Origin of the sequence: Escherichia sp. WS33, assembly GCF_046486385.1 — a bacterium.
Classification (GTDB): domain Bacteria; phylum Pseudomonadota; class Gammaproteobacteria; order Enterobacterales; family Enterobacteriaceae; genus ECMA0423.
On the sequence record NZ_JBJQLJ010000013.1, the window covers coordinates 1 to 25,761 of the forward strand.

24 protein-coding genes, 1 tRNA gene and 1 pseudogene are annotated in these 25,761 nt (G+C 49.3%); 14 read left to right on the plus strand and 12 right to left on the minus strand.

Annotated elements, in window-relative coordinates; translation table 11 throughout:
- Nucleotides 1-156: 156 nt before the first annotated feature.
- Nucleotides 157-1,422 (minus strand): tyrosine-type recombinase/integrase, encoded by a 1,266-nt coding sequence (locus ACJHXA_RS12265; protein WP_001218930.1) that lies wholly within the window; start codon nucleotides 1,420-1,422, stop codon nucleotides 157-159.
- A 186-nt stretch (nucleotides 1,423-1,608) separates the two neighbouring features.
- Nucleotides 1,609-1,693, minus strand: a tRNA-Leu gene (locus ACJHXA_RS12270).
- A gap of 195 nt (nucleotides 1,694-1,888) precedes the next feature.
- Between ACJHXA_RS12270 and ahr the strand changes: the two genes are divergently transcribed.
- Both ahr and ACJHXA_RS12280 read left to right on the plus strand, forming a co-directional pair.
- Nucleotides 1,889-2,908, plus strand: a complete 1,020-nt coding sequence (gene ahr, locus ACJHXA_RS12275) for an NADPH-dependent aldehyde reductase Ahr (RefSeq protein ID WP_103262171.1) — start codon at nucleotides 1,889-1,891, stop codon at nucleotides 2,906-2,908.
- 129 nt (nucleotides 2,909-3,037) lie between these two features.
- Entirely contained in the window at nucleotides 3,038-4,540 is a 1,503-nt protein-coding gene (locus ACJHXA_RS12280) for a helicase HerA-like C-terminal domain-containing protein (protein ID WP_001369951.1), read from the plus strand.
- A gap of 160 nt (nucleotides 4,541-4,700) precedes the next feature.
- On the opposite strand, the gene lptG is transcribed toward ACJHXA_RS12280, so the two are convergent.
- The 3 genes from lptG to ytgA form a co-directional block, all read right to left on the minus strand.
- Complete coding sequence (gene lptG, locus ACJHXA_RS12285; RefSeq protein ID WP_001295681.1) at nucleotides 4,701-5,783, minus strand: LPS export ABC transporter permease LptG; 1,083 nt, start codon at nucleotides 5,781-5,783, stop codon at nucleotides 4,701-4,703.
- Nucleotides 5,783-6,883, minus strand: a complete 1,101-nt coding sequence (gene lptF, locus ACJHXA_RS12290; RefSeq protein ID WP_000584114.1) for an LPS export ABC transporter permease LptF — start codon at nucleotides 6,881-6,883, stop codon at nucleotides 5,783-5,785. The genes lptG and lptF overlap by 1 nt, the downstream gene beginning before the upstream one ends.
- Before the next feature lie 62 nt (nucleotides 6,884-6,945).
- Nucleotides 6,946-6,996, minus strand: coding sequence for a protein YtgA (gene ytgA, locus ACJHXA_RS12295; protein WP_211180521.1), 51 nt, complete (start codon nucleotides 6,994-6,996; stop codon nucleotides 6,946-6,948).
- Nucleotides 6,997-7,149: 153 nt separating this feature from the next.
- On the opposite strand from ytgA, the gene pepA reads away from it, so the two are divergent.
- The 3 genes from pepA (at nucleotide 7,150) to valS (ending at nucleotide 12,093) form a co-directional block, all read left to right on the plus strand.
- Complete coding sequence (gene pepA / locus ACJHXA_RS12300) at nucleotides 7,150-8,661, plus strand: leucyl aminopeptidase (protein WP_000397144.1); 1,512 nt, start codon at nucleotides 7,150-7,152, stop codon at nucleotides 8,659-8,661.
- Nucleotides 8,662-8,794: 133 nt separating this feature from the next.
- Nucleotides 8,795-9,238, plus strand: a complete 444-nt coding sequence (gene holC / locus ACJHXA_RS12305; protein ID WP_000786399.1) for a DNA polymerase III subunit chi — start codon at nucleotides 8,795-8,797, stop codon at nucleotides 9,236-9,238.
- On the plus strand, nucleotides 9,238-12,093 hold the full coding sequence (gene valS, locus ACJHXA_RS12310; RefSeq protein WP_000416382.1) for a valine--tRNA ligase: 2,856 nt from the start codon (nucleotides 9,238-9,240) through the stop codon (nucleotides 12,091-12,093). Before holC ends, valS begins: the two co-directional genes overlap by 1 nt.
- 55 nt (nucleotides 12,094-12,148) lie before the next feature.
- Here the strand turns inward: valS and ACJHXA_RS12315 are convergent, their stop codons facing one another.
- Complete coding sequence (locus ACJHXA_RS12315; protein ID WP_000079641.1) at nucleotides 12,149-13,345, minus strand: YjgN family protein; 1,197 nt, start codon at nucleotides 13,343-13,345, stop codon at nucleotides 12,149-12,151.
- A 192-nt stretch (nucleotides 13,346-13,537) separates the two neighbouring features.
- Between ACJHXA_RS12315 and ACJHXA_RS12320 the strand changes: the two genes are divergently transcribed.
- Nucleotides 13,538-14,041: a GNAT family N-acetyltransferase gene (locus ACJHXA_RS12320; RefSeq protein WP_001059422.1), complete on the plus strand. Its 504-nt coding sequence runs from the start codon at nucleotides 13,538-13,540 to the stop codon at nucleotides 14,039-14,041.
- A gap of 45 nt (nucleotides 14,042-14,086) precedes the next feature.
- On the opposite strand, the gene rraB is transcribed toward ACJHXA_RS12320, so the two are convergent.
- Nucleotides 14,087-14,503 (minus strand): ribonuclease E inhibitor RraB, encoded by a 417-nt coding sequence (gene rraB, locus ACJHXA_RS12325; RefSeq protein ID WP_000002953.1) that lies wholly within the window; start codon nucleotides 14,501-14,503, stop codon nucleotides 14,087-14,089.
- Nucleotides 14,504-14,664: 161 nt separating this feature from the next.
- Between rraB and argF the strand changes: the two genes are divergently transcribed.
- Entirely contained in the window at nucleotides 14,665-15,669 is a 1,005-nt protein-coding gene (gene argF, locus ACJHXA_RS12330) for an ornithine carbamoyltransferase (RefSeq protein WP_000012907.1), read from the plus strand.
- Nucleotides 15,670-15,740: 71 nt separating this feature from the next.
- Here the strand turns inward: argF and ACJHXA_RS12335 are convergent.
- The 3 genes and pseudogenes from ACJHXA_RS12335 to ACJHXA_RS12345 all read right to left on the minus strand — a co-directional run bounded on the left by ACJHXA_RS12335 (nucleotide 15,741) and on the right by ACJHXA_RS12345 (nucleotide 18,643).
- Nucleotides 15,741-17,330, minus strand: a pseudogene (locus tag ACJHXA_RS12335) (DNA-binding protein).
- 122 nt (nucleotides 17,331-17,452) lie between these two features.
- Nucleotides 17,453-17,905 carry a toxin-antitoxin biofilm protein TabA gene (gene tabA / locus ACJHXA_RS12340; RefSeq protein WP_000583470.1) on the minus strand — a complete coding sequence of 151 codons (453 nt, stop codon included), beginning with the start codon at nucleotides 17,903-17,905 and terminating at the stop codon, nucleotides 17,453-17,455.
- 144 nt (nucleotides 17,906-18,049) lie between these two features.
- On the minus strand, nucleotides 18,050-18,643 hold the full coding sequence (locus tag ACJHXA_RS12345) for a TetR/AcrR family transcriptional regulator (RefSeq protein WP_000256656.1): 594 nt from the start codon (nucleotides 18,641-18,643) through the stop codon (nucleotides 18,050-18,052).
- 70 nt (nucleotides 18,644-18,713) lie between these two features.
- Between ACJHXA_RS12345 and bdcA the strand changes: the two genes are divergently transcribed.
- The 7 genes from bdcA to ACJHXA_RS12380 all read left to right on the plus strand — a co-directional run bounded on the left by bdcA (nucleotide 18,714) and on the right by ACJHXA_RS12380 (nucleotide 22,761).
- Complete coding sequence (bdcA, locus tag ACJHXA_RS12350; protein WP_000500725.1) at nucleotides 18,714-19,427, plus strand: SDR family oxidoreductase; 714 nt, start codon at nucleotides 18,714-18,716, stop codon at nucleotides 19,425-19,427.
- A 130-nt stretch (nucleotides 19,428-19,557) separates the two neighbouring features.
- Nucleotides 19,558-19,953, plus strand: coding sequence for a RidA family protein (locus ACJHXA_RS12355; protein WP_000230281.1), 396 nt, complete (start codon nucleotides 19,558-19,560; stop codon nucleotides 19,951-19,953).
- Between the two features lie 280 nt (nucleotides 19,954-20,233).
- Nucleotides 20,234-20,368 (plus strand): pyr operon leader peptide, encoded by a 135-nt coding sequence (gene pyrL / locus ACJHXA_RS12360; RefSeq protein WP_001296693.1) that lies wholly within the window; start codon nucleotides 20,234-20,236, stop codon nucleotides 20,366-20,368.
- A 3-nt stretch (nucleotides 20,369-20,371) separates the two neighbouring features.
- Nucleotides 20,372-21,307 carry an aspartate carbamoyltransferase gene (gene pyrB, locus ACJHXA_RS12365; RefSeq protein WP_000013046.1) on the plus strand — a complete coding sequence of 312 codons (936 nt, stop codon included), beginning with the start codon at nucleotides 20,372-20,374 and terminating at the stop codon, nucleotides 21,305-21,307.
- A 12-nt stretch (nucleotides 21,308-21,319) separates the two neighbouring features.
- On the plus strand, nucleotides 21,320-21,781 hold the full coding sequence (pyrI, locus tag ACJHXA_RS12370; RefSeq protein ID WP_000148581.1) for an aspartate carbamoyltransferase regulatory subunit: 462 nt from the start codon (nucleotides 21,320-21,322) through the stop codon (nucleotides 21,779-21,781).
- A gap of 72 nt (nucleotides 21,782-21,853) precedes the next feature.
- Nucleotides 21,854-22,240 carry a 2-iminobutanoate/2-iminopropanoate deaminase gene (gene ridA / locus ACJHXA_RS12375; RefSeq protein ID WP_000047539.1) on the plus strand — a complete coding sequence of 129 codons (387 nt, stop codon included), beginning with the start codon at nucleotides 21,854-21,856 and terminating at the stop codon, nucleotides 22,238-22,240.
- Nucleotides 22,241-22,305: 65 nt separating this feature from the next.
- Nucleotides 22,306-22,761, plus strand: coding sequence for a transposase (locus tag ACJHXA_RS12380; RefSeq protein ID WP_001118337.1), 456 nt, complete (start codon nucleotides 22,306-22,308; stop codon nucleotides 22,759-22,761).
- A 44-nt stretch (nucleotides 22,762-22,805) separates the two neighbouring features.
- Here ACJHXA_RS12380 and mgtA read toward each other — a convergent pair whose 3' ends face one another.
- Both mgtA and mgtL read right to left on the minus strand, forming a co-directional pair.
- Nucleotides 22,806-25,502, minus strand: coding sequence for a magnesium-translocating P-type ATPase (mgtA, locus tag ACJHXA_RS12385; protein WP_000471866.1), 2,697 nt, complete (start codon nucleotides 25,500-25,502; stop codon nucleotides 22,806-22,808).
- Nucleotides 25,503-25,642: 140 nt separating this feature from the next.
- Entirely contained in the window at nucleotides 25,643-25,696 is a 54-nt protein-coding gene (gene mgtL, locus ACJHXA_RS12390) for a mgtA regulatory leader peptide MgtL (RefSeq protein WP_001387276.1), read from the minus strand.
- Nucleotides 25,697-25,761: the final 65 nt, after the last annotated feature.

Genomic DNA, 25,761 nt, shown 5'->3' on the forward strand with positions numbered 1-25,761 from the left:
CCGTCTGCGTTTCTCCGGTCCTAAGACATCAATCATCTGCTCTCCAATGACTAGTCTAAAAACTAGTATTAAGACTATCACTTATTTAAGTGATATTGGTTGTCTGGAGATTCATGGGGCCAGTCTAGTAAGTTCCCGGGCATTTGCCCGGGATGATTACTGTTTTAATGGATTATTAATCTTTGCATATTCAAATGGACTGATAAATTTTTCTCTGTTTGCATCCAGAAAATCGGCCCACCATTGTAGCATCAAGCGGCGTTCTTCCAGATGCTCTGCTTTATGGATATACGCGGCCCTCACTGAATTTCGCTCCATGTGGCTCATCTGACGTTCAACAGCATCACGAGACCACAAACCTGATTCGACCAATGAACTACAGGCCATTGTTCGAAAGCCATGACCACAAACCTCTACTTTTGTATCATACCCCATGACCCGTAACGCACTATTTACCGTATTCTCACTCATGGGTTTGTGCGAATCGTGATCACCAATAAATATCAAGTCATGGGCCCCACAAAACTGTTTTATCTGCTTTAAAATTGCAAGAGCTTGCGTTGAAAGAGGCACTAGATGCGTTGTACGCATTTTTGAGCCTCTATGGGAATGTTTCACTCCAGGAATAGGCTCCCGCTCCGGTGGGATAGTCCATATAGACGCTTCGAAATCGATCTCTGACCAACGAGCAAAACGCAGCTCACTGGACCGAATAAAGATCAGCAAAGAGAGTTCTGTCGCCCATCGGGTTAGCGGCCTACCAGTATAGCTATCTATTTTTGTAAGCAACTCAGGGATGCGCTTTAATTCAAGCGCGGGACGATGTTGTCGATTACAGGAAGCAACCGCCCCAGCCATCTCTTGTGCCGGGTTATAATCAATTAACCCACTTTGCACTGCATAGCGCATGATGGCTGTAGTGCGCTGCTGAAGACGAGCGGCCACTTCAAGACGTCCAGACATTTCTACGGCCTTAATGGGTGCTAATAAATCTCGAGTTTTTAACTCAGCGATATTACGTTCACCAAGCGCTGCAAAAAGATTATCTTCCAGACTTTTTAGCACACGATGGGCGTGATCTTCAGACCACTTTTTATTGGTGCCATGCCACTCAATCGCGACTTCTTTAAAGGTTCGTGCTTTACTCTGTTCAACCTTATCATTTTTCTTTTTGTCTCCCGGATCGACGCCATTCGCAAGCAGCTTACGCGCCTCGTCACGACGTACTCTGGCATCCGCTAGTGTGATTTCAGGATAAACCCCAAGTGCCAGCATTTTTTGCTTTCCCTCATAACGGTACTGCAAACGCCAGTACTTAGAACCATTTGGATGGACAAGCAGATGCATACCGCCACCATCAGTCAGCTTATATTGCTTATCCGTTGGCTTGGCTGCTCTGACTTTGATATCTGTTAATGCCATGCGTATTCCCTCCCTGTTGGTACAAGCATTATCGAACCGGAAATACCATCATCTGTACCAACATATGTTGGTAGATGTACGTTGATATCGGTTGACCTTGAGAGAGTTAATATAGCGGGAAAGGTAGATAAACACTGGATTTCAGGCATAAAAATAGACCTCAACTGAGGTCTATTTACATACTTTTGGTGCCGAAGGCCGGACTCGAACCGGCACGTATTTCTACGGTTGATTTTGAATCAACTGCGTCTACCGATTTCGCCACTTCGGCACTGAAGAGGTATGCGGAAAACGTTGTGGATTATACCTGGCGCACGCCACCATGCAAGCGCCAGCTTGCTCCCACTTCGCTAAGTGCTGAAATTTTCAGCATTGCATACAGCGATGTGTAACCTTTGTCACACTCCAGGCACCCCGCCCTGCCATGCTCTACACTTCCCAGACAACACCAGAGAAGGATCAAAAAATGTCGATGATAAAATGCTATGCCGCAAAAGAAGCGGGCGGCGAACTGGAAGTTTATGAGTACGATCCCGGTGAACTGAAGCCACAAGATGTTGAAGTGCAGGTGGATTACTGCGGGATCTGCCATTCCGATCTGTCGATGATCGACAACAAATGGGGATTTTCACAGTATCCGCTGGTTGCCGGGCATGAGGTGATTGGTCGCGTGGTGGCGCTCGGGAGCGCCGCACAGGATAAAGGTTTGCAGGTCGGTCAGCGTGTCGGGATTGGCTGGACGGCACGCAGCTGCGGGCATTGCGATGCCTGTATTAGCGGTAATCAGATCAACTGCGAGCAAGGTGCGGTGCCAACAATTATGAATCGCGGCGGTTTTGCCGAGAAGTTGCGTGCGGACTGGCAATGGGTGATTCCACTGCCAGAAAATATTGATATCGAGTCTGCCGGGCCGCTGTTGTGCGGCGGTATCACGGTCTTTAAACCACTGTTGATGCACCATATCACTGCCACCAGCCGCGTTGGGGTAATTGGTATTGGCGGGCTGGGGCATATCGCTATAAAACTTCTGCACGCAATGGGATGCGAGGTGACAGCCTTTAGTTCTAATCCGGCGAAAGAGCAGGAAGTGCTGGCGATGGGTGCCGATAAAGTGGTGAATAGCCGCGATCCGCAGGCACTGAAAGCACTGGCGGGGCAGTTTGATCTCATTATCAACACCGTCAACGTCAGCCTCGACTGGCAGCCTTATTTTGAGGCGCTGACCTATGGCGGTAATTTCCATACGGTCGGTGCGGTTCTCACGCCGCTGTCTGTTCCGGCCTTTACGTTAATTGCGGGCGACCGCAGCGTCTCTGGTTCAGCAACCGGCACACCTTATGAGCTGCGTAAGCTGATGCGTTTTGCCGCCCGCAGCAAGGTTGCGCCGACCACCGAACTGTTCCCGATGTCGAAAATTAACGACGCCATCCAGCATGTGCGCGACGGTAAGGCGCGTTATCGCGTGGTTCTGAAAGCCGACTTCTGATCCCTTTGCCGGGTGCCTGTCGCCCGGCACTTAAATCTCTTTGGAAGGCGTCTCGCAATCTGCTGAATTTAGCGGTGAAGAGTGCACAGCCGTTGCCTATACTCCAGGCAGGAAACTGGAGGATATCTCATGAGCGAACCCCTGTTAATTGCCCGCACGCCGGACACAGAACTGTTTTTACTGCCGGGAATGGCTAACCGTCACGGGCTGATTACTGGCGCAACGGGGACGGGTAAAACTGTCACGCTGCAAAAACTGGCGGAGTCTCTATCGGAAATCGGTGTTCCGGTGTTTATGGCCGATGTGAAAGGCGATCTGACCGGCATCGCGCAGGCAGGAACGGCATCGGAAAAACTACTCGCAAGGCTTAAAAATATCGGCGTCAATGACTGGCAACCGCATGCTAATCCGGTGGTGGTGTGGGATATCTTTGGCGAGAAAGGCCATCCGGTGCGGGCGACGGTTTCGGATCTGGGGCCGCTGTTGCTGGCGCGGCTGTTGAATCTCAACGATGTGCAATCTGGCGTGCTGAATATCATCTTCCGTATTGCTGACGATCAGGGATTGTTGCTGCTCGACTTTAAAGATCTGCGGGCGATTACCCAGTACATCGGCGATAACGCCAAATCTTTCCAGAATCAGTACGGTAATATCAGTAGCGCATCGGTTGGTGCCATCCAGCGCGGGCTGTTATCGCTGGAACAGCAAGGCGCGGCGCACTTTTTTGGTGAGCCGATGCTGGATATCAAAGACTGGATGCGTACCGATGCCAACGGTAAAGGCGTTATCAATATCCTCAGCGCCGAGAAGCTTTATCAGATGCCGAAACTGTACGCCGCCAGCCTGCTGTGGATGCTTTCAGAATTGTATGAACAATTGCCTGAAGCGGGCGATCTGGAGAAACCAAAACTGGTGTTTTTCTTCGACGAAGCACATCTGCTGTTTAACGATGCGCCACAGGTACTGCTGGATAAGATTGAGCAGGTGATAAGGCTTATTCGCTCAAAAGGCGTGGGCGTCTGGTTCGTTTCGCAAAACCCGTCAGATATTCCGGATAATGTGCTCGGGCAGCTAGGTAATCGCGTTCAACACGCTTTGCGGGCTTTTACGCCCAAAGATCAGAAAGCAGTAAAAGCTGCGGCGCAAACCATGCGGGCCAATTCGGTGTTTGATACCGAAAAGGCGATTCAGGAACTGGGCACCGGCGAGGCGTTAATCTCGTTTCTCGATGCGAAAGGAAGTCCTTCAGTGGTGGAACGGGCGATGGTGATTGCCCCCTGTTCGCGAATGGGGCCGGTGACGGAAGATGAGCGTAACGGCCTGATTAATCACTCCCCGGTGTATGGCAAGTACGAGGATGACGTGGACCGGGAATCCGCCTATGAGATGTTGCAAAAAGGCTTTCAGGCCAGTACCGAGCAGCAAAATAATCCTCCCGCGAAAGGGAAAGAGGTGGCGGTGGATGACGGTATTCTCGGTGGATTGAAGGATATTTTGTTTGGCACTACCGGACCACGCGGCGGGAAGAAAGATGGTGTGGTGCAAACAATGGCCAAAAGCGCCGCTCGCCAGGTGACGAATCAGATTGTGCGTGGAATGTTGGGGAGTTTGCTGGGGGGGAGAAAAAGGTAAGCCAGGTGCGATTTGTCTTTGCCTGATGCGACGCTGGCGCGTCTTATCATGCCTACACCACTGCAATATATTGGATTTTCATAATTTTTCAGGAATGAACGAAGCACACTTTGCTAACAATAATAAAGGGAGCTTTCGCTCCCTTTATTCGTTCATTCGGTTACGATTTTCTCATTAACAGCCACAGGCTGATTAAGAAGAAGCTGGCGCTTGGCAACAGTGCGCCGATGATCGGCGGGATACCATAAACCAACGTCAGCGGACCGAAGATCTGGTCCAGTACGTAGAAGACAAAACCGAAACTGATACCGGTGACCACACGCACGCCCATCGGTACGCTACGCAGTGGGCCAAAGATGAACGACAGCGCCATCAGCATCATCACCGCCACAGATAGCGGCTGGAAGATTTTGCTCCACATGTTGAGCTGATAACGTCCGGCATCCTGACCGCTCGACTTCAGATACTTCACATAGTTGTGCAAACCGCTGATAGAGAGTGCATCCGGGTCCAGCGCCACCACGCCCAGTTTGTCTGGCGTGAGGTTGGTTTTCCAGGTGCCGCTCACCGTCTGCGAACCGGTAATCTGTTTCGGATTGGTCAGATCAGATTCATCAACCTGCGACAGACGCCAGACTTTATGTTCCGGGTCAAACTTCGCGGTAGCGGCATAGCGTACGGATTGCAGACGACGATTCTCGTTAAAGGCATAAATACTGATGCCACCTAACTCTTCGTCACCTTTAACCCGCTCAATGTAGACGAAGTTGTTGCCATCTTTCGCCCATAAGCCTTGCTGAGTAGAGAGCAACGAGCCGCCGTACATCGCCTGCGCACGGTAGTTACGCGCCATCTGTTCGCCCTGCGGCGCGACCCATTCGCCAATCGCCATCGTCAGCAAGACCAGCGGAATGGCGGTTTTCATCACCGACAGCGCCACCTGCATACGGGTAAAACCAGAAGCCTGCATCACCACCAGTTCGCTGCGCTGCGCCAGCATCCCAAGACCAAGCAACGCCCCAAGCAGAGCCGCCATCGGGAAGAAGATTTGCACATCTTTCGGCACGCTCAGCAAGGTATACATTCCTGCGCCTAACGCGTCGTAACTCCCCTGCCCGGCTTTTTTCAGCTGATCGACAAACTTGATAATGCCCGACAGCGACACCAGCATGAACAGCGTCATCATGATGGTGGTGAAAATAGTTTTACCGATATAGCGGTCAAGTACGCCAAAAGGTTGCATCACACCGCTCCTTTACGCGAAAAACTGGCGCGCAGGCGGCGGACCGGCACGGTGTCCCAAAGGTTGAGAACAATCGCCAAAGCCAGATAAATCAGGTTAACGGTCCACATCCACAGCGTCGGGTCCAGCTTACCTTTACCACCGTTCGATTTCAGGGAGGTCTGGATCAGGAAGAAAAGTAGATACAGCAGCATGGCTGGCAGCATCGACAGTACGCGTCCCTGACGTGGGTTAACCACGCTCAGCGGTACGACCATAAGTGCCATCATAAACACGGTGAATACCAACGTGATACGCCAGTTCAGTTCTGCGCGGGCACGATCGGTGTCAGTGTTCCACAATGTACGCATGTCCATCTGGTCGGTATCGTTCGGGTCGAGCGCCACCGCCTGGTGACCAATGATCGCCTGATAATCCTGGAAATCCGTAATGCGGAAATCACGTAACAGTGCAGTGCCTTCGAAGCGCGTTCCCTGGTTGAGAGTGACGACCTGGGAGCCGTCGCGCAGCTGGGTTAAATGTCCGGAATCGGCCACCACCACAGAAGGACGTGCATTACCTTTTGGTCGAATTTGCGCGAGGAACACATCTTTGAAATCGCTGCCGTCAACGCTTTCGATGAACAGCACCGAACTGCCATTAGTCGCTTGCTGGAATTGCCCTTGCGCCAGCGCCGCCATGCCAGGGTTCGCTTTCGCTTCTGCTAACACTTCATCCTGATGACGCGATGACCACGGTCCCGCCCACATCACGTTAACCGCCGCGACGATTGCCGTGAATACCGCAAGGATCATTGCCGCTTTCACCAGAACCGCTTTGCTCAGGCCGCAGGCATGCATTACCGTAATTTCACTTTCGGTATACAGTTTGCCCAGCGTCATCAGCAGCCCGAGGAACAGGCTTAATGGCAGGATAAGCTGCGCCATTTCCGGCACGCCCAACCCGAGAAGGGAGAGCACCAGATTCGCCGGAATATCGCCGTCAACCGCTGCGCCGAGGATCCTCACTAACTTTTGACAGAAGAAGATCAAAAGCAAGATGAAGAGTATCGCCAGCTGGCTTTTGAGCGTCTCCCGCACCAGATATCTTATGATTATCACTTTAAATACGCCCGTAAAAACTCGTCTTTTGCAGGATTTTAGCTTGTTTCATGGCTTAAACGTCATTTATTCTCTTGAGTCGTCGAAATCGTCGCTAAGATAATTATACTCAACGGATTCACCTCTCAGATTTTGTTCTGACGTGCCAATGCCGTAATAACGTTAAGATTAACACGAAGTCATCGCAACAGCGGACATGAGTTACGAAAGCTTGCAATTCTATCTGTAGCCACCGCCGTTGTCTTTAAGATTCAGGAGCGTAGTGCATGGAGTTTAGTGTAAAAAGCGGTAGCCCGGAGAAACAGCGGAGTGCCTGCATCGTCGTGGGCGTCTTCGAACCACGTCGCCTTTCTCCGATTGCAGAACAGCTCGATAAAATCAGCGATGGGTACATCAGCGCCCTGCTACGTCGGGGCGAACTGGAAGGAAAACCGGGGCAGACATTGTTGCTGCACCATGTTCCGAATGTACTTTCCGAGCGAATTCTCCTTATTGGTTGCGGCAAAGAACGTGAGCTGGATGAGCGTCAGTACAAGCAGGTTATTCAGAAAACCATTAATACGCTGAATGATACTGGCTCAATGGAAGCGGTCTGCTTTCTGACTGAACTGCACGTTAAAGGCCGTAACAACTACTGGAAAGTGCGTCAGGCTGTCGAGACGGCAAAAGAGACGCTCTACAGTTTCGATCAGCTGAAAACGAACAAGAGCGAACCGCGTCGTCCGCTGCGTAAGATGGTGTTCAACGTGCCGACCCGCCGTGAACTGACCAGCGGTGAGCGCGCGATCCAGCACGGTCTGGCGATTGCCGCCGGGATTAAAGCAGCAAAAGATCTCGGCAATATGCCGCCGAATATCTGTAACGCCGCTTACCTCGCTTCACAAGCGCGCCAGCTGGCTGACAGCTACAGCAAGAATGTCATTACCCGCGTTATCGGCGAACAGCAGATGAAAGAGCTGGGGATGCACTCTTATCTGGCGGTCGGTCAGGGTTCGCAAAACGAATCGCTGATGTCGGTGATTGAGTACAAAGGCAACGCGTCGGAAGATGCACGCCCAATCGTGCTGGTGGGTAAAGGTTTAACCTTCGACTCCGGCGGTATCTCGATCAAGCCTTCAGAAGGCATGGATGAGATGAAGTACGATATGTGCGGCGCGGCGGCGGTTTACGGCGTGATGCGTATGGTCGCGGAGCTACAACTGCCGATTAATGTTATCGGCGTGCTGGCAGGTTGTGAAAACATGCCAGGCGGTCGCGCCTATCGTCCGGGCGATGTGTTAACCACCATGTCTGGTCAAACCGTTGAAGTGCTCAACACCGACGCTGAAGGCCGCCTGGTACTGTGCGACGTGTTAACTTACGTTGAGCGTTTTGAGCCGGAAGCGGTGATTGACGTGGCGACGCTGACCGGTGCCTGCGTGATCGCGCTGGGTCATCACATTACTGGTCTGATGGCGAACCACAATCCGCTGGCCCATGAACTGATTGCCGCGTCTGAACAATCCGGTGACCGCGCATGGCGCTTACCGCTGGGTGACGAGTATCAGGAACAACTGGAGTCCAATTTTGCCGATATGGCGAACATTGGCGGTCGTCCTGGTGGGGCGATTACCGCAGGTTGCTTCCTGTCACGCTTTACCCGTAAGTACAACTGGGCGCACCTGGATATCGCCGGTACCGCCTGGCGTTCTGGTAAAGCGAAAGGCGCAACCGGTCGTCCGGTAGCGTTGCTGGCACAGTTCCTGTTAAACCGCGCCGGGTTTAACGGCGAAGAGTAAGTTTGCGTTTTACCCTCACCCTAACCCTCTCCCTAAGGGAGAGGGAACCGATCGAGCGCAATAGAAATTCATTGCTCATCTTTTAGGGTGAGGAATGCAGCAATATTTAAATCCACCACAAGAAGCCCCATTTATGAAAAACGCGACGTTCTACCTTCTGGACAATGACACCACCGTCGATGGCTTAAGCGCCGTTGAGCAACTGGTGTGTGAAATTGCCGCAGAACGTTGGCGCAGTGGTAAGCGCGTACTCATCGCCTGTGAAGATGAAAAGCAGGCTTACCGGCTGGATGAAGCCCTGTGGGCGCGTCCGGCAGAAAGCTTTGTTCCGCATAATTTAGCGGGAGAAGGACCGCGCGGCGGTGCGCCGGTGGAGATCGCCTGGCCGCAAAAACGCAGCAGCAGCCCGCGCGATATATTGATTAGTCTGCGAACAAGCTTTGCAGATTTTGCCACCGCTTTCACAGAAGTGGTAGACTTCGTTCCTTATGAAGATTCTCTGAAACAACTGGCGCGCGAACGCTATAAAGCCTACCGCGTGGCTGGTTTCAACCTGAATACGGCAACCTGGAAATAATGGAAAAGACATATAACCCACAAGATATCGAACAGCCGCTTTACGAGCACTGGGAAAAGCAGGGCTACTTTAAGCCTAATGGCGATGAAAGCCAGGAAAGTTTCTGCATCATGATCCCGCCGCCGAACGTCACCGGCAGTTTGCATATGGGTCACGCCTTCCAGCAAACCATCATGGATACCATGATCCGCTATCAGCGCATGCAGGGCAAAAACACCCTGTGGCAGGTCGGTACTGACCACGCCGGGATCGCTACCCAGATGGTCGTTGAGCGCAAGATTGCCGCAGAAGAAGGTAAAACCCGTCACGACTACGGCCGCGAAGCTTTCATCGACAAAATCTGGGAATGGAAAGCGGAATCTGGCGGCACCATTACCCGTCAGATGCGCCGTCTCGGCAACTCCGTGGACTGGGAGCGTGAACGCTTCACCATGGACGAAGGCCTGTCCAATGCGGTGAAAGAAGTTTTCGTTCGTCTGTATAAAGAAGACCTGATTTACCGTGGCAAACGCCTGGTAAACTGGGACCCGAAACTGCGCACCGCTATCTCTGACCTGGAAGTGGAAAACCGCGAATCGAAAGGTTCGATGTGGCACATCCGCTATCCGCTGGCTGACGGCGCGAAAACCGCAGACGGTAAAGATTATCTGGTGGTTGCGACTACCCGTCCGGAAACCCTGCTGGGCGATACTGGCGTAGCCGTTAACCCGGAAGATCCGCGTTACAAAGATCTGATTGGCAAATATGTCATTCTGCCGCTGGTTAACCGTCGTATTCCGATCGTTGGCGACGAACACGCCGACATGGAAAAAGGCACCGGCTGCGTGAAGATCACCCCGGCGCACGACTTTAACGACTATGAAGTCGGTAAACGTCACGCCCTGCCGATGATCAACATCCTGACCTTTGACGGCGATATCCGTGAAAGTGCCCAGGTGTTCGATACCAAAGGTAACGAATCTGACGTTTATTCCAGCGAGATCCCGGCAGAATTCCAGAAACTGGAGCGTTTTGCTGCACGTAAAGCGGTCGTTGCTGCGGTTGACGCACTCGGCCTGCTGGAAGAAATTAAACCACATGACCTGACCGTTCCTTACGGCGACCGTGGCGGCGTGGTCATCGAACCAATGCTGACCGACCAGTGGTACGTGCGTGCCGATGTCCTGGCGAAACCGGCAGTTGAAGCGGTTGAGAACGGCGACATTCAGTTCGTACCGAAGCAGTACGAAAACATGTACTTCTCCTGGATGCGCGATATTCAGGACTGGTGTATCTCTCGTCAGTTGTGGTGGGGTCACCGTATCCCGGCATGGTATGACGAAGCGGGTAACGTTTATGTTGGCCGCAACGAAGACGAAGTGCGTAAAGAAAATAACCTCGGTGCCGACGTTGCCCTGCGTCAGGACGAAGACGTTCTCGACACCTGGTTCTCTTCTGCACTGTGGACCTTCTCTACCCTAGGCTGGCCGGAAAACACCGACGCCCTGCGTCAGTTCCACCCAACCAGCGTGATGGTATCCGGCTTCGACATCATCTTCTTCTGGATTGCCCGCATGATCATGATGACCATGCACTTCATCAAAGATGAAAATGGCAAACCGCAGGTGCCGTTCCACACCGTTTACATGACCGGCCTGATTCGTGACGACGAAGGCCAGAAGATGTCCAAATCCAAGGGTAACGTTATTGACCCACTGGATATGGTTGACGGTATTTCGCTGCCAGAACTGCTGGAAAAACGCACCGGCAATATGATGCAGCCACAGCTGGCGGACAAAATCCGTAAGCGCACCGAGAAGCAGTTCCCGAACGGTATTGAACCGCACGGTACTGACGCGCTGCGCTTCACCCTGGCGGCACTGGCGTCTACCGGTCGTGACATCAACTGGGATATGAAGCGCCTGGAAGGTTACCGTAACTTCTGTAACAAGCTGTGGAACGCCAGCCGCTTTGTGCTGATGAACACAGAAGGTCAGGATTGCGGCTTCAACGGCGGCGAAATGACGCTGTCGCTGGCGGACCGCTGGATTCTGGCGGAGTTCAACCAGACCATCAAAGCGTACCGCGAAGCGCTGGACAGCTTCCGCTTCGATATCGCCGCAGGCATTCTGTATGAGTTCACCTGGAACCAGTTCTGTGACTGGTATCTCGAGCTGACCAAGCCGGTAATGAACGGTGGCACCGAAGCAGAACTGCGCGGTACTCGCCATACGCTGGTGACTGTACTGGAAGGTCTGCTGCGCCTCGCGCATCCGATCATTCCGTTCATCACCGAAACCATCTGGCAGCGTGTGAAAGTACTTTGCGGTATCACTGCCGACACCATCATGCTGCAGCCGTTCCCGCAGTACGATGCATCTCAGGTTGATGAAGCCGCACTGGCCGACACCGAGTGGCTGAAGCAGGCGATCGTTGCGGTACGTAACATCCGTGCAGAAATGAACATCGCGCCGGGCAAACCGCTGGAGCTGCTACTGCGTGGTTGCAGCGCGGATGCAGAACGTCGCGTAAATGAAAACCGTGGCTTCCTGCAAACGCTGGCGCGTCTGGAAAGTATCACCGTGCTGCCTGCCGATGACAAAGGTCCGGTTTCCGTTACTAAGATCATCGACGGTGCAGAGCTGCTGATCCCGATGGCTGGCCTCATCAACAAAGAAGATGAGCTGGCGCGTCTGGCGAAAGAAGTGGCGAAGATTGAAGGTGAAATCAGCCGTATCGAGAACAAGCTGGCGAATGAAGGCTTTGTCGCCCGCGCACCGGAAGCGGTCATCGCGAAAGAGCGTGAAAAGCTGGAAGGCTATGCAGAAGCGAAAGCGAAGCTGATTGAACAGCAGGCTGTTATCGCCGCGCTGTAATCAAAACACAGTAATGAAAACGAAGGCCGGAGCATGCTCCGGCCTTTTTTATCTCTTACAGAAATGGTAAAGAAGGCATAATTCCCCGTGAAATCCTGGCTAAGAAGCCTTTATCTGGTTGTTCTTCTTTATTGATTAAAGGAAGGTCATCCAAATCGCCCAGCAAATACGTATTTTTTGCCTGCCAGTCAATCATCCATATTTTCAGCAGTGGATAAGCCAGACCGCCCGTAATCCCGGATATCACCACCAACGCACACATGCGATAAAGCATACCGTGGTACGTTAAAGTTGAGCGAAAACGAATACGCCCATCATTCAGTGACAGGTTGCTCATAAAATGATTTCGCAACGACACCGTTAAATAACTGGTGCTAACAGCAATCCCAAAATAATAGATTAACTGCGCGATTATCATTTTACGTTGCATTTCCATAAATTGCTGTAAATTCTCAATATCATCATTTGCATACACAGAACTATCATACGCATTTAATATTTGATCGAAGATAATATAACCAGCAACAGCGAGAAAAGGTAATAAAGCTAAAAATGCGAGAATGGCATATTTTATACAATACGTAGTATCTAATTTCACCTTGAAACGATGTATACCGAAACTGGTATTGCTCCAGAGAAAACTCATTACCAGGCTATATAAAGTACCATTAAAAATACCAATGGAAACAATACCAACTATTGCCATCAGAACCACAGATATAATAACACTACTTGAACTATTGGCATGTAGCATCTTTGTCGAGATAAAGAAAACAGTCCCCATCCCAATGGCCATTAAAATCGGCAAGAAAAAGGTTACCCACCAGAACCCTTTCATAGAGCAATTAAAACTAAATCTTACGCCGTTGAGACTGGTCATCAAGGCCTGATAACGCAGTCCTTTTGCTGCCATAAATATAAGCAAAACCAACAGTAACAAAGTCAAAACACAGCCAACAAGTGGCATATCTGCTGACACTGTCATTAAGATTGCGAAATAGCAAAAAACAAAAACAAGACAACTAACAAAAACATTCCCACCAGTAATTCCATAAGAAAATCGTTGTCCGTTAACTTCCATATTAGCATAGAGATAACGCTTACATTTCATTAATGCCCATGGCAAATAGATACCTAGCGTTATAATCGTTAACAACACATTCACCACACAAATAAGAAAATATCTCTCACCTGTACCATGAAAAACAAACGAATGGGACGGAACATCCATTTCATTAATAACTTGAGCCATAAAGATTCCCTGAATTAAAAAATCCATTGATATAATTTATATATACAGACAGTAAAATGTTCTGCCACGTTACAATACTCTTATCAGTAATAGGCTGGCAAAAACTTTATTACTTTATAAGTCGCTTGCGCACGTAAGAAGAGAGTGGTATTAAACAAATGTATAATTACTTTATTTTTATTGGGTTAAACTATGAATAACATTGCGCCGCAATCACCTGTAATGCGTCGCCTGACGCAGCAGGATAATCCCGCCATCGCCCGCGTCATTCGTCAGGTATCCGCCGAATACGGTCTTACCGCTGATAAAGGCTACACCGTCGCCGATCCGAACCTGGACGAGTTGTATCAAGTGTATAGTCAGCCGGGTCATGCATATTGGGTGGTTGAGTACGATGGTGAAGTGGTCGGCGGCGGTGGGATTGCGCCATTAACCGGGAGTGAGTCGGACATTTGCGAACTGCAGAAGATGTATTTTCTTCCGGCTATTCGCGGTAAAGGGCTGGCGAAAAAACTGGCCTTAATGGCGATGGAGCAGGCACGAGAGATGGGCTTCAAACGCTGCTATCTGGAAACGACCGCTTTTTTGAAAGAAGCGATTGGTTTGTATGAACATTTAGGTTTTCAACATATCGACTATGCACTTGGCTGCACGGGCCATGTAGATTGTGAAGTGCGGATGCTACGCGAACTCTAAAAAAATGCCCGCTAGTGTGTGCTATCGGGCATTTTAATCAATTAATTAGTGGCGAACCCCGTCATCGTCTTCATCGACAAAATCTTCATCGTCGCCGTCTTCGCCATTGGGATCTTCAAAGTAAGTGCCCCAACCGTCGTACTCAACGTCAAATTTCTCCGCCAGCGTCATCAGTTGTTCAACCTGGGCATCGATCAGATCGGCATTCAACGCGCACTCGCTGAGGATGTCGCAGCAAATCACGATATCACCATCTTCAACTTCCAGCTCTTCTGGATCGGTCACTTCGTAACCGAGTTTAAACGCTTCAACTGCTGCTTTTTCCAGGGTTTCCAGATCGTCTGCGGAAAGATGGTGTTCGATGGTGTACAGCGCGTCCGGATCGCTGCCATCTTCCAGTAATTCTTCAATAATCAAACGTGTTTCTTCACGCTGTTCTTCCAGTTGTTCCGGGTTTGCCATGGCTCATTCCTCTTAATGTCCTGCCGATACTCTTATTGTCACACACCACTGACATTGCCTCCACCTTTGTGACAAAGATTTATGCTTTAGACTTGCAAATGAATAATCATCCATATAAATTGAATTTTAATTCATTAAGGCGTTAGCCACAGGAGGGATCTATGTCCGGGTTTTATCATAAGCATTTCCTGAAATTACTCGATTTCACGCCAGCTGAACTCAACAGCCTGCTGCAGTTAGCCGCGAAGCTGAAAGCCGATAAGAAAAGCGGCAAAGAAGAAGCCAAACTCACTGGTAAAAACATCGCGCTCATCTTCGAAAAAGACTCGACCCGTACCCGATGCTCTTTCGAAGTTGCCGCATATGACCAGGGTGCTCGCGTTACTTATCTCGGCCCAAGCGGCAGTCAGATTGGTCATAAAGAGTCGATTAAAGACACTGCCCGCGTGCTGGGTCGCATGTATGACGGTATTCAGTATCGCGGCTATGGTCAGGAGATTGTCGAAACACTGGCGGAATACGCTGGCGTGCCGGTATGGAACGGCCTGACCAATGAGTTTCACCCCACGCAGTTGCTGGCGGATCTCCTCACCATGCAGGAGCATTTACCCGGTAAAGCATTCAACGAAATGACGCTGGTCTATGCAGGTGACGCACGTAACAACATGGGCAATTCGATGCTCGAAGCTGCGGCGCTTACCGGTCTGGATTTGCGTCTGGTCGCGCCACAGGCATGCTGGCCGGAAGCTGCGCTGGTTACGGAATGCCGCGCCCTGGCACAGCAAAATGGCGGGAATATTACGCTGACGGAAGATGTAGCCAAAGGAGTTGAAGGTGCTGACTTTATCTATACCGATGTATGGGTGTCGATGGGGGAAGCAAAAGAGAAATGGGCAGAACGGATTGCATTACTGCGTGATTATCAGGTGAACAGCAAGATGATGCAGTTGACCGGTAACCCGGAGGTCAAATTCCTCCACTGCCTGCCCGCGTTTCATGACGACCAGACGACGCTTGGTAAGAAAATGGCGGAAGAGTTTGGCCTACATGGCGGAATGGAAGTGACTGATGAGGTCTTCGAATCTGCCGCCAGCATTGTTTTTGATCAGGCGGAAAACCGCATGCATACCATCAAAGCGGTGATGGTCGCGACGCTCAGTAAATAATTGATATCGCTATAAAGATGCCGGGAAATACAAAAACATCCCGGCATCACATTATTTTATGCAGTAATAGTTCAATTATTCCATCCATATTTTTCTATTGCTATACGTAAATCTTCCGGAGGATTTTCATCATTCTTGTTCTAATTTTTAATTCATTAACCATCTTTTCTTCAAAAATCTTAACGACATAACCCGGATTGTTTTTTACAATTTCATTTGTTTTTTCTTCATTACCATAAACATATCCTAACTCATTAAGATACAGCTGTTCGCCCTCATAATCTTTAAGTAATTGATAGAAATACCACTTAGCAAAATCAGGTTGCTTCATGAAAAAATCCTTCAAAAAAAATATCATTTACTAAAATGCTGACAGGCACTTCATTAAATAGCAACTTAACATCATCAAATAACCTTAGTATTAAGCGTGATTTTTCTTGATTGCTTAAGTTAAAATCATTGACATATGCAACCAACTTATCCCAAATCAATTCCTGTAATTTACGGCTATTTTTATAGTGTTCTTTATCGAGATTGAAAAATAAGGTCTCAGCTATTTTAATTTTAGATTGATCGCAGCTAAAATCTTTAGATTGATCGCGGCTAAAATCAATATGATTTATCACGGAGCATGCATACTTTATCTTTTCAGAATCACCAAAATATTGCATTCTTTTATTAAAACATCAGTCCAGTATTCTTACATCATTAATATATGGGAATTTTAAAAAAATCTCCAGAATCGAATCGATGACCGGTGTAAGGTTAACTTTTGCATCATCTAAGGAATCAATAAGAATATGAGACAGGTTAACTTTGATGTCATTAATTTCATTGTCAGTAGCTTTCTTATTATTAAGAAGATAATTATTTACTGCGTTAAGGTCATCTATTTCTTTCAGTATCCCTTTTTCACCAAGCAAGTATGAAATCGATTCATTACATACATAAGGCATTAATAGCAGATGTTCTTTCCTTATTGCTAATAATGCATTATTCAATGGTTTTTCTAATAAATCCGTAATCGTAGAATCAACTGAATCTTTACAACTCACCTGCGAGTTATTCAAGTCCTGAGAATTATTTAACTCCTGCGGAATATTTAATAGACGAGCTATTTCCTTGTTAGCTTCGCGTTGGTAACACGCCAGAATCTTGTTAGTAATCAGGTGTAATGAACTCTCATCTTTTCTTTCAAAGGACTTCCCTTCATAACGATTAGTCGAACCATCAGGTTGTGTAAATATAATGACTGTATGTCCTTCACGAATCCCATTATTAAAAGCTGAGGCAAGTGTAATTTCTATTTCCACCTTAGATAAATCCGCTCGCTCCCCTTCAGGATTATTCATAACAAACTTCATTATCTCACTACCATCATTATTTTTGATATAAGATGAGGACTTAATATGAGCCATCATATTTCTACCCGCTTCGTTGGAGCGTTTGCTAAAATCCACATAACCCAGGGTAAATATCTTAGCCAAAAACTCCAAAAATGCTCTGGGAGAAAGAATATTGCTTCTGCTATTCTGCCCTCCGGCAATTCGGGCAAAATCATTCATTCCCACATACCAGGTATCTAAGTCTTCATTTTTTTGTTTACAATTGTCGGCTGATGTAATGTTTTGAGAAAAATTCCAACCTGATATTTTGCTCATGACGGACTCCTTGAGTTAATAAGAACGTCTAAGCATTACAAATTTTACTCACAAAAAAATATCAAAAAACGCTCTTTTCACAAACTCGCCGTAAATCTGGAGTTATTTACGGCGAAAAGTCATCACGCCATCAGCATCTTCACTACTGCTTTGCGAACCTGGGCTGGTGCACCCACTGCGCACAGCGGTTTATGCACTTCCCCCGGATAAAACACAACAAAATCACCTTCATTAAGGATAACTGTTTTCTCATCAACGCCTTCCGGCAAAAATGCGATGTCTTTATCAGCTAACCAGTCGGTATCCGGCGTGCCTGCAGGTTGCGTGCTGAAGGTCATGCCTTCCTGACCTTTTAACACAATCTGAATGTCGAGATAGCGGGCATGGTACTCCGCACGGCGGGCTTCGTACGGCTCGGTCATATCTTCCGAGATAAGATAAAACAGACGATTGCCTTCGATATCGTGCTTGCCCTTTGGCGTTTCTGCCGTAACGTGTGCTTTGATATGCTCAATCGCCTGGCGTAACTCCTGGGGTAGCCACGGCTGAAGATTATGAATATTTCCGATGATCATCTTTTCCACTCCTTAATTAAAACAACGTTTCATTTCTATCGTTATACGAAAAGATGATCAATTCCGCTAGCCTTAACGCGTGAATTATTGTCTTATCACAACTTATCGGCAGGCGCGTTCCCGCCTTTCGGATCAAGGCCAGCATCACTCCTTGAGAAGAGTTTTTATCGCTTCCCCCGCCAGTGCAGCTGTTGCACAGAGTTGTTCGATTGAGTGCCCCTCCCGTGCCTTCGCAGAAAGCCCTGACATCACGGTACTCATAAAATCAGTCACACATTGTGCGCTTTGTGGATGCCGCCTGGCGATATAGTCATAAATGGTCGTTTCTGCGGCGTGATAATATTGAACGGCAATATCACGCGCTAGTGGATCATGACTATGAATACCTTCAAGAACCATACAGCCAGCGCAGCCGCCGTTTTGGCTATATCTGCGCGCCGCTTCTTTTAATACCTCAACCAGGCACTCGCCTACTGGACGATCATCACGAAGAATATCGGCAAGCGGAATAGCTTCCGTACCGACGTATTCATTGAGTACACGGCTAAATAACCCAGCTTTACTGCCAAAAGCCGCGTAGAGGCTCGGGGGGTTAATACCAAGATAATCAGTAACTTCAGCAACACTGACAGCATCGAAACCTTTTTGGTGAAAAAGCACTTTTGCCGCAGAGATTGCCTGCTCAGGAGCGAAACGTCTGGGACGACCTGGAACGCGAGATTGTTTTTTAGTGACCATTACAAAACCTGTTGACAGAAAGTTAAAACAGTTTTGTAATGCATGTTACATAATAAATCAAGGAGTCCTTATGGGCGCTTTTACAGGTAAGACAGTTCTCATCCTCGGTGGCAGTCGTGGTATCGGTGCCGCTATCGTACGTCGTTTCGTCACCGATGGGGCCAATGTACGATTCACCTATGCGGGGTCGAAAGATGCCGCTAAACGCCTGGCACAAGAGACTGGAGCGACAGCAGTATTCACAGATAGTGCTGACAGAGACGCTGTCATTGATGTCGTTCGTAAGAGCGGCGCATTGGATATCCTGGTGGTAAATGCAGGTATTGGCGTCTTTGGCGAGGCCCTGGAATTAAATGCCGACGATATTGATCGCCTTTTCAAAATCAATATTCATGCTCCTTATCATGCCTCTGTTGAAGCCGCCCGGCAGATGCCCGAAGGCGGGCGCATCTTAATCATCGGCTCCGTGAATGGCGATCGTATGCCTGTTGCAGGCATGGCTGCTTATGCCGCCAGCAAATCTGCCCTACAAGGCATGGCGCGCGGGCTGGCCCGTGATTTCGGACCGCGTGGGATCACCATCAACGTCGTCCAGCCAGGGCCAATTGATACCGACGCTAATCCCGCCAACGGGCCAATGCGCGATATGTTGCATAGTTTTATGGCTATCAAAAGACATGGGCAACCGGAAGAGGTCGCTGGTATGGTCGCATGGTTAGCAGGGCCAGAAGCCAGTTTTGTTACCGGCGCGATGCATACCATTGATGGCGCGTTTGGCGCATAACCGACTACGCTCAATTAAGCCCAGCCATTTCCCATGATGTCTGGGTTTTGTTTACTCACGTCGTCCGCTAAAAGCGGCTCCCGGTAAAGAGAAATCTTCTGTTCATGTCGTAAATCTTGAGGATAACCAAATGGTAGAAAGAACCGCTGTTTTCCCTGCTGGCCGACATTCACTATATGCTGAGCATCGTTATTCTGCGGCTATTCGTTCCGGCGATTTGCTGTTTGTTTCCGGGCAAGTAGGAAGTCGAGAGGACGGAACACCAGAACCCGATTTTCAGCAACAAGTCAGACTGGCATTTGATAATTTGCATGCGACCCTGGCAGCTGCGGGATGCACTTTTGACGATATCATTGATGTTACGAGCTTCCATACCGATCCAGAAAACCAATTTGAAGACATCATGACGGTGAAAAATGAAATATTTAGCGCCCCACCTTATCCAAACTGGACGGCGGTGGGTGTTACATGGCTGGCAGGCTTTGATTTTGAAATTAAAGTGATAGCGCGCATCCCTGAGCAGTAAGCAATAGTGTTAGCCGTTCGCTTTCACACTCCGCCCTATAAGTCGGATGAATGGAATAAAATGCATATCTGATTGCGTGAAAGTGAAAAAGAAAAAAGCAGGGAATGTCTGCAATTATTGATACCGAACGACAGTTCCCCTGCAGAATCACATCAAATAAAAATGCATATACCTTGACTTTTAATTCAAATAAACCGTTTGCGCTGACAAAATATTGCATCAAATGCTTGCGCCGCTTCTGACGATGAGTATAATGCCGGACAATTTGCCGGGAGGATGTATGGTTCAGTGTGTTCGACATTTTGTCTTACCGCGTCTGAAAAAAGACGCTGGCCTGCCGTTTTTCTTCCCGTTGATCACCCATTCCCAGCCCCTCAATCGAGGGGCTTTTTTTTGCCCAGGCGTCAGGAGATAAAAGATGGCTAATCCGCTATATCAGAAACATATCATTTCCATAAACGACCTTAGTCGCGATGACCTTAATCTGGTGCTGGCGACAGCGGCGAAACTGAAAGCAAACCCGCAACCAGAGCTGTTGAAGCACAAAGTCATTGCCAGCTGTTTCTTCGAAGCCTCTACCCGTACCCGCCTCTCTTTCGAAACATCTATGCACCGCCTGGGTGCCAGCGTGGTGGGCTTCTCCGACAGCGCCAATACATCACTGGGTAAAAAGGGCGAAACGCTGGCCGATACCATTTCGGTTATCAGCACTTACGTCGATGCGATAGTGATGCGTCATCCGCAGGAAGGTGCGGCGCGCCTGGCCACCGAGTTTTCCGGCAATGTACCGGTACTGAATGCCGGTGATGGCTCCAACCAACATCCGACGCAAACCTTGCTGGACTTATTCACTATTCAGGAAACCCAGGGGCGTCTGGACAATCTCCACGTCGCAATGGTTGGTGACCTGAAATATGGCCGCACCGTTCACTCCCTGACTCAGGCGTTAGCGAAGTTCGACGGCAACCGTTTTTACTTCATCGCGCCGGACGCGCTGGCAATGCCGCAATACATTCTGGATATGCTCGATGAAAAAGGGATCGCATGGAGTCTGCACAGCTCTATTGAAGAAGTGATGGCGGAAGTAGACATCCTGTACATGACCCGCGTGCAAAAAGAGCGTCTGGACCCGTCCGAGTACGCCAACGTGAAAGCGCAGTTTGTTCTTCGCGCCAGCGATCTCCACAACGCCAAAGCCAATATGAAAGTGCTGCATCCGCTGCCGCGTGTTGATGAGATTGCGACGGATGTTGATAAAACGCCACACGCCTGGTACTTCCAGCAGGCAGGCAACGGGATTTTCGCTCGCCAGGCGTTACTGGCACTGGTTCTGAATCGCGATCTGGTACTGTAAGGGGAAATAGAGATGACACACGATAATAAATTGCAGGTTGAAGCTATTAAACGCGGCACGGTAATTGACCATATCCCCGCCCAGATCGGTTTTAAGCTGTTGAGTCTGTTCAAGCTGACCGAAACGGATCAGCGCATCACCATCGGTCTGAACTTGCCTTCTGGCGAGATGGGCCGCAAAGATCTGATCAAAATCGAAAATACCTTTTTGAGTGAAGATCAGGTAGATCAACTGGCATTGTATGCGCCGCAAGCCACGGTTAACCGTATCGACAACTATGAAGTGGTGGGTAAATCGCGCCCCAGTCTGCCAGAGCGCATCGACAATGTGCTGGTCTGCCCGAACAGCAACTGTATCAGCCATGCCGAACCGGTTTCTTCCAGCTTTGCCGTGCGAAAACGCGCCAATGACATCGCGCTCAAATGCAAATACTGTGAAAAAGAGTTTTCCCATAATGTGGTGCTGGCCAATTAATTGCGGTTGGTAATAAAAGTCTGGCTCCCTATAATGAGCCAGACTTTTTACCGCTGTAATAAAGGAGAAATCATGAGCAAAACTATCGCGACGGAAAATGCACCGGCAGCTATCGGTCCTTACGTACAGGGCGTTGATCTGGGCAATATGATCATCACCTCCGGTCAAATCCCGGTAAATCCGAAAACGGGCGAAGTACCGGCAGACGTCGCTGCACAGGCACGTCAGTCGCTGGATAACGTAAAAGCGATCGTCGAAGCCGCAGGCCTGAAAGTGGGCGACATCGTTAAAACCACCGTGTTTGTGAAAGATCTGAACGACTTCGCAACCGTTAATGCTACCTACGAAGCCTTCTTCACCGAACACAATGCCACCTTCCCGGCACGTTCTTGCGTTGAAGTTGCCCGTCTGCCGAAAGACGTGAAGATTGAGATCGAAGCGATCGCTGTTCGTCGCTAATATCTACTGAAAGATAATCCAGGTATTGCGCCTGGGTTATCTGATTCAACCACGGAGGGTTGAAGATGGCTAAACCCCGTTTCACTAACGAACAAATTGCTGAAATTTTACAGCAGTCAAAAGAGGGGGCGTCTAATAAGGAGCTATGTGAACACTATCAATTTAGCGTTAGCACGCTGCGGCGCTGGCAAGAACAGCACGCTGACGGCATCAGAAGCGAATTAAAAAAAACAGAATCCAAAGCACAAATCGTCTTTCTGGTTTTCTTTGCTATCGCTATTCTACTGACTCTTATATTTGACAAACCTACAGGTGGATGGGTAATTCCGCCTTTATTAATCTATTGTGTTTATTATATCCGCCAGTATCGCAACATCTCTGGCAGACATATTAAAAAAGAAGATATCTATCTCTCTCGTTCAGTAAATAACAGCTATAGCGCCCTTTATAATTTGAGCTGGACGTTTATTTGTTTTTTTATTTTTGCAGTAATTTATTTTTTTATTCAGGTGTTTTCGTAAAAGACTGACCTGAAAGAGTATTTCAGGCCAGCCTCATCACTTGCTTACTGCCAGCCGTAACGACGGCTATAAAATCCTTTCACCAACTGGGTTAACGTCATATACCCTGCCAAAATCGCAACCAGCCACGGGAAATAGCTTAACGGCAGCGCCTGCAGCTGCAGATAACTGGCCAGCGGTGAAAACGGCAATGCGATCCCGACAATCATCACGATCACGGTCATGATCATTAACGGCCACGATGCACAGCTCTGAATAAACGGCACACGGCGGGTGCGGATCATATGCACAATCAGCGTTTGCGACAGTAAGCCCACCACAAACCATCCCGACTGGAACAGCGTTTGCGTTTCCGGCGTGTTGGCATGGAATACCCACCACATCAGGCAAAACGTCAGAATATCGAAGATCGAGCTGATCGGTCCGAAGAAGATCATAAAGCGCCCCAGATCCGCCGGATTCCAACGCTGCGGCTTTTGAATTTGCTCGTCGTCGACGTTATCAAACGGGATCGCCACCTGTGACACATCATACAGCAGGTTCTGAATAAGCAAGTGTAACGGCAACATCGGCAGGAAGGGCAAGAAAGCACTCGCCACCAGCACGCTGAACACATTACCGAAGTTGGAGCTCGCCGTCATTTTGATGTATTTCAGCATGTTGGCGAAAGTGCGACGTCCTTCAATAACCCCCTCTTCCAGCACCATCAGGCTTTTTTCCAGCAGGATGATATCAGCCGCTTCACGGGCAATATCTACCGCGCCGTCCACAGAAATGCCGATATCCGCAGCGCGTAAGGCGGGCGCATCATTAATACCATCGCCCATAAAGCCAACCACATGCCCTTCGCGCTTCAGTAAGGTCACAATGCGTTCTTTATGCATCGGCGTCAGGCGGGCAAACAGCGTGGTGCGCTGTGCGAGATTTGCCAGTTCGTCGTCAGATAGCGTTTCAATATCACTACCAATGACCACCTCTCCCGCGTCCAGCCCCACTTCATGGCACACTTTCGCTGCAACTAACTCACTGTCGCCAGTAAGGATTTTTACGGTGATTCCACTCGCTTTTAATGCCTTCAGTGCCGGAGCGGTTGTCTCTTTTGGCGGATCAAGGAAAGCAATATATCCTTCGAGGATCAGGTCGGATTCATCCGCCCGCTGGTAATCTCCTTCACGCGCTGGCAGGTATTTCGTCGCCACCGCAACCACGCGCAGCCCCTGACGATTAAGCGTATCAGTAACCCGCTTAATCTTACGCAGCATGATGTCATCGAGCGGCACAATCTCGCCATTGTGACGCACCTGCGAACACACATTGAGGATTTCCTGCAATGCACCTTTGCAAACCAGCTGATGGTGCTCGGTATTTTCTGCCACTACCACCGACATCCGGCGACGCTCGAAATCAAACGGAATCTCATCAATTTTTTGCCAACGACTGGCCAGCGAGCGCGCTGACTCTTCATCCGTACCTTCGAGCACCGCTGTATCGAGCAGGTTTTTAAGTCCGGTCTGATAATGACTGTTCAACCACGCGCTATGCAGCACGCGTTCGCTGGTTTTACCGGAGATATCGGTATGATTCTCCAGCACAATTTTGTCCTGTGTCAGGGTGCCAGTTTTATCAGTGCACAGAATATCCATTGCGCCAAAGTTCTGAATAGCATCCAGATGTTTGACGATCACTTTCTGTTTCGACAGCTTTACTGCGCCGCGCGCCAGCGTCGAGGTAACAATCATCGGCAACATTTCCGGCGTTAAGCCTACCGCGACCGAAAGCGCAAACAGTGCCGCTTCCCACCAGTCGCCTTTGGTGTAACCATTGATTAACAGCACCACCGGAGCCATCACCAGCATAAAGCGAATCAGCAGCATACTGACGCGGCTGATCCCTTGCTGAAAGGCATTCGGCTCGCTTTCCTGCTCACTAACACGCCCCGCCAGTTGACCAAACCAGGTATTGGCACCTGTAGCAATCACCATTGCTTGTGCCGTGCCGCTCACCACGGTGGTGCCCATAAAACACAGGGTGTCACACTCCAGCGGATTGCTGTGCTCCGGCTGGCGAGTGGTAGCGGCTTTTTCTACGGGCAGAGACTCACCGGTTAACGACGCCTGAGCGACGAACAGATCCCGCGCCTGCAAGATACGTAAATCTGCCGGGATCATATCCCCCGCCGCCAGTTTTATTATATCGCCGGGCACCAGCTGGTCGATCGGGATCTCCAGCCAGCCATTTTCGCCTTTGTCGTTAATTACGCGCAGAACCGTCGCTGTATTGCTGACCATCGCTTTCAGGGCATCTGCCGCTTTAGTGGAACGTGCTTCCTGAATAAAGTTCAGCAACGTAGAAATAGCGACCATTAGCGCGATAACGCCCGCGGCAAATAAATCTTCCGTGGCGTAAGAAATAGCGCCGAGAATGGTGAGTAAAATATTAAAGGGGTTGCGATAGCAGACCCATAAATGTACCCACCACGGCGACGGTTGTTGTGCGGGTAATTTATTTTCACCATGTTGTTCGCGGGCAGATTCCACTTCCGCCTGATTTAACCCTTCCGGATGGGTGTCGAACGTTTTCCATAATTCTTCTTCGGGCATCACCGCCATTTTCAGGCAATGCGCACTTAAGGACGGCGGGACCGCCGTATTCACTGTCTGCTGCGCGCCAGGCAATGGATCGCGATGAACCAGACGGGAAGGTAAATGGCGAATGAGCCGGGTAAAAATTTCTTTAAACATAAGGAGTCCCTCCGCACTGTCTGAAACAGTACAGAAATGTCTTCAGGCGTGGCGAAGCCTTACCTGAAGGTAATAAAGCTGAGCAGGGACGTTAAAACGTCACGGCCTTACGCATCCGGTAACGCCGTGAAAAGACGGGCTTACCGGAAAAGTTTTAATCTCCGTCGAGGGAGAGGCGTGGGATCAGGTTCCATATAACCTCCGGTAAGTGAAAAAAGCGCCGCAAATAATAAGGAGAATCCAATAATATTCGTAGCAT

Excerpts from the sequence above, each read along its gene's own strand:
- ACJHXA_RS12265 (WP_001218930.1), bottom strand. The coding sequence starts at position 1,422 with ATGGCATTAACAGATATCAAAGTCAGAGCAGCCAAGCCAACGGATAAG.
- ahr (WP_103262171.1), top strand. The coding sequence starts at position 1,889 with ATGTCGATGATAAAATGCTATGCCGCAAAAGAAGCGGGCGGCGAACTG.
- ACJHXA_RS12280 (WP_001369951.1), top strand. The coding sequence starts at position 3,038 with ATGAGCGAACCCCTGTTAATTGCCCGCACGCCGGACACAGAACTGTTT.
- lptG (WP_001295681.1), bottom strand. The coding sequence starts at position 5,783 with ATGCAACCTTTTGGCGTACTTGACCGCTATATCGGTAAAACTATTTTC.
- pepA (WP_000397144.1), top strand. The coding sequence starts at position 7,150 with ATGGAGTTTAGTGTAAAAAGCGGTAGCCCGGAGAAACAGCGGAGTGCC.
- holC (WP_000786399.1), top strand. The coding sequence starts at position 8,795 with ATGAAAAACGCGACGTTCTACCTTCTGGACAATGACACCACCGTCGAT.
- valS (WP_000416382.1), top strand. The coding sequence starts at position 9,238 with ATGGAAAAGACATATAACCCACAAGATATCGAACAGCCGCTTTACGAG.
- ACJHXA_RS12315 (WP_000079641.1), bottom strand. The coding sequence starts at position 13,345 with ATGGCTCAAGTTATTAATGAAATGGATGTTCCGTCCCATTCGTTTGTT.
- ACJHXA_RS12320 (WP_001059422.1), top strand. The coding sequence starts at position 13,538 with ATGAATAACATTGCGCCGCAATCACCTGTAATGCGTCGCCTGACGCAG.
- rraB (WP_000002953.1), bottom strand. The coding sequence starts at position 14,503 with ATGGCAAACCCGGAACAACTGGAAGAACAGCGTGAAGAAACACGTTTG.
- argF (WP_000012907.1), top strand. The coding sequence starts at position 14,665 with ATGTCCGGGTTTTATCATAAGCATTTCCTGAAATTACTCGATTTCACG.
- tabA (WP_000583470.1), bottom strand. The coding sequence starts at position 17,905 with ATGATCATCGGAAATATTCATAATCTTCAGCCGTGGCTACCCCAGGAG.
- ACJHXA_RS12345 (WP_000256656.1), bottom strand. The coding sequence starts at position 18,643 with ATGGTCACTAAAAAACAATCTCGCGTTCCAGGTCGTCCCAGACGTTTC.
- bdcA (WP_000500725.1), top strand. The coding sequence starts at position 18,714 with ATGGGCGCTTTTACAGGTAAGACAGTTCTCATCCTCGGTGGCAGTCGT.
- ACJHXA_RS12355 (WP_000230281.1), top strand. The coding sequence starts at position 19,558 with ATGGTAGAAAGAACCGCTGTTTTCCCTGCTGGCCGACATTCACTATAT.
- pyrL (WP_001296693.1), top strand. The coding sequence starts at position 20,234 with ATGGTTCAGTGTGTTCGACATTTTGTCTTACCGCGTCTGAAAAAAGAC.
- pyrB (WP_000013046.1), top strand. The coding sequence starts at position 20,372 with ATGGCTAATCCGCTATATCAGAAACATATCATTTCCATAAACGACCTT.
- pyrI (WP_000148581.1), top strand. The coding sequence starts at position 21,320 with ATGACACACGATAATAAATTGCAGGTTGAAGCTATTAAACGCGGCACG.
- ridA (WP_000047539.1), top strand. The coding sequence starts at position 21,854 with ATGAGCAAAACTATCGCGACGGAAAATGCACCGGCAGCTATCGGTCCT.
- ACJHXA_RS12380 (WP_001118337.1), top strand. The coding sequence starts at position 22,306 with ATGGCTAAACCCCGTTTCACTAACGAACAAATTGCTGAAATTTTACAG.
- mgtA (WP_000471866.1), bottom strand. The coding sequence starts at position 25,502 with ATGTTTAAAGAAATTTTTACCCGGCTCATTCGCCATTTACCTTCCCGT.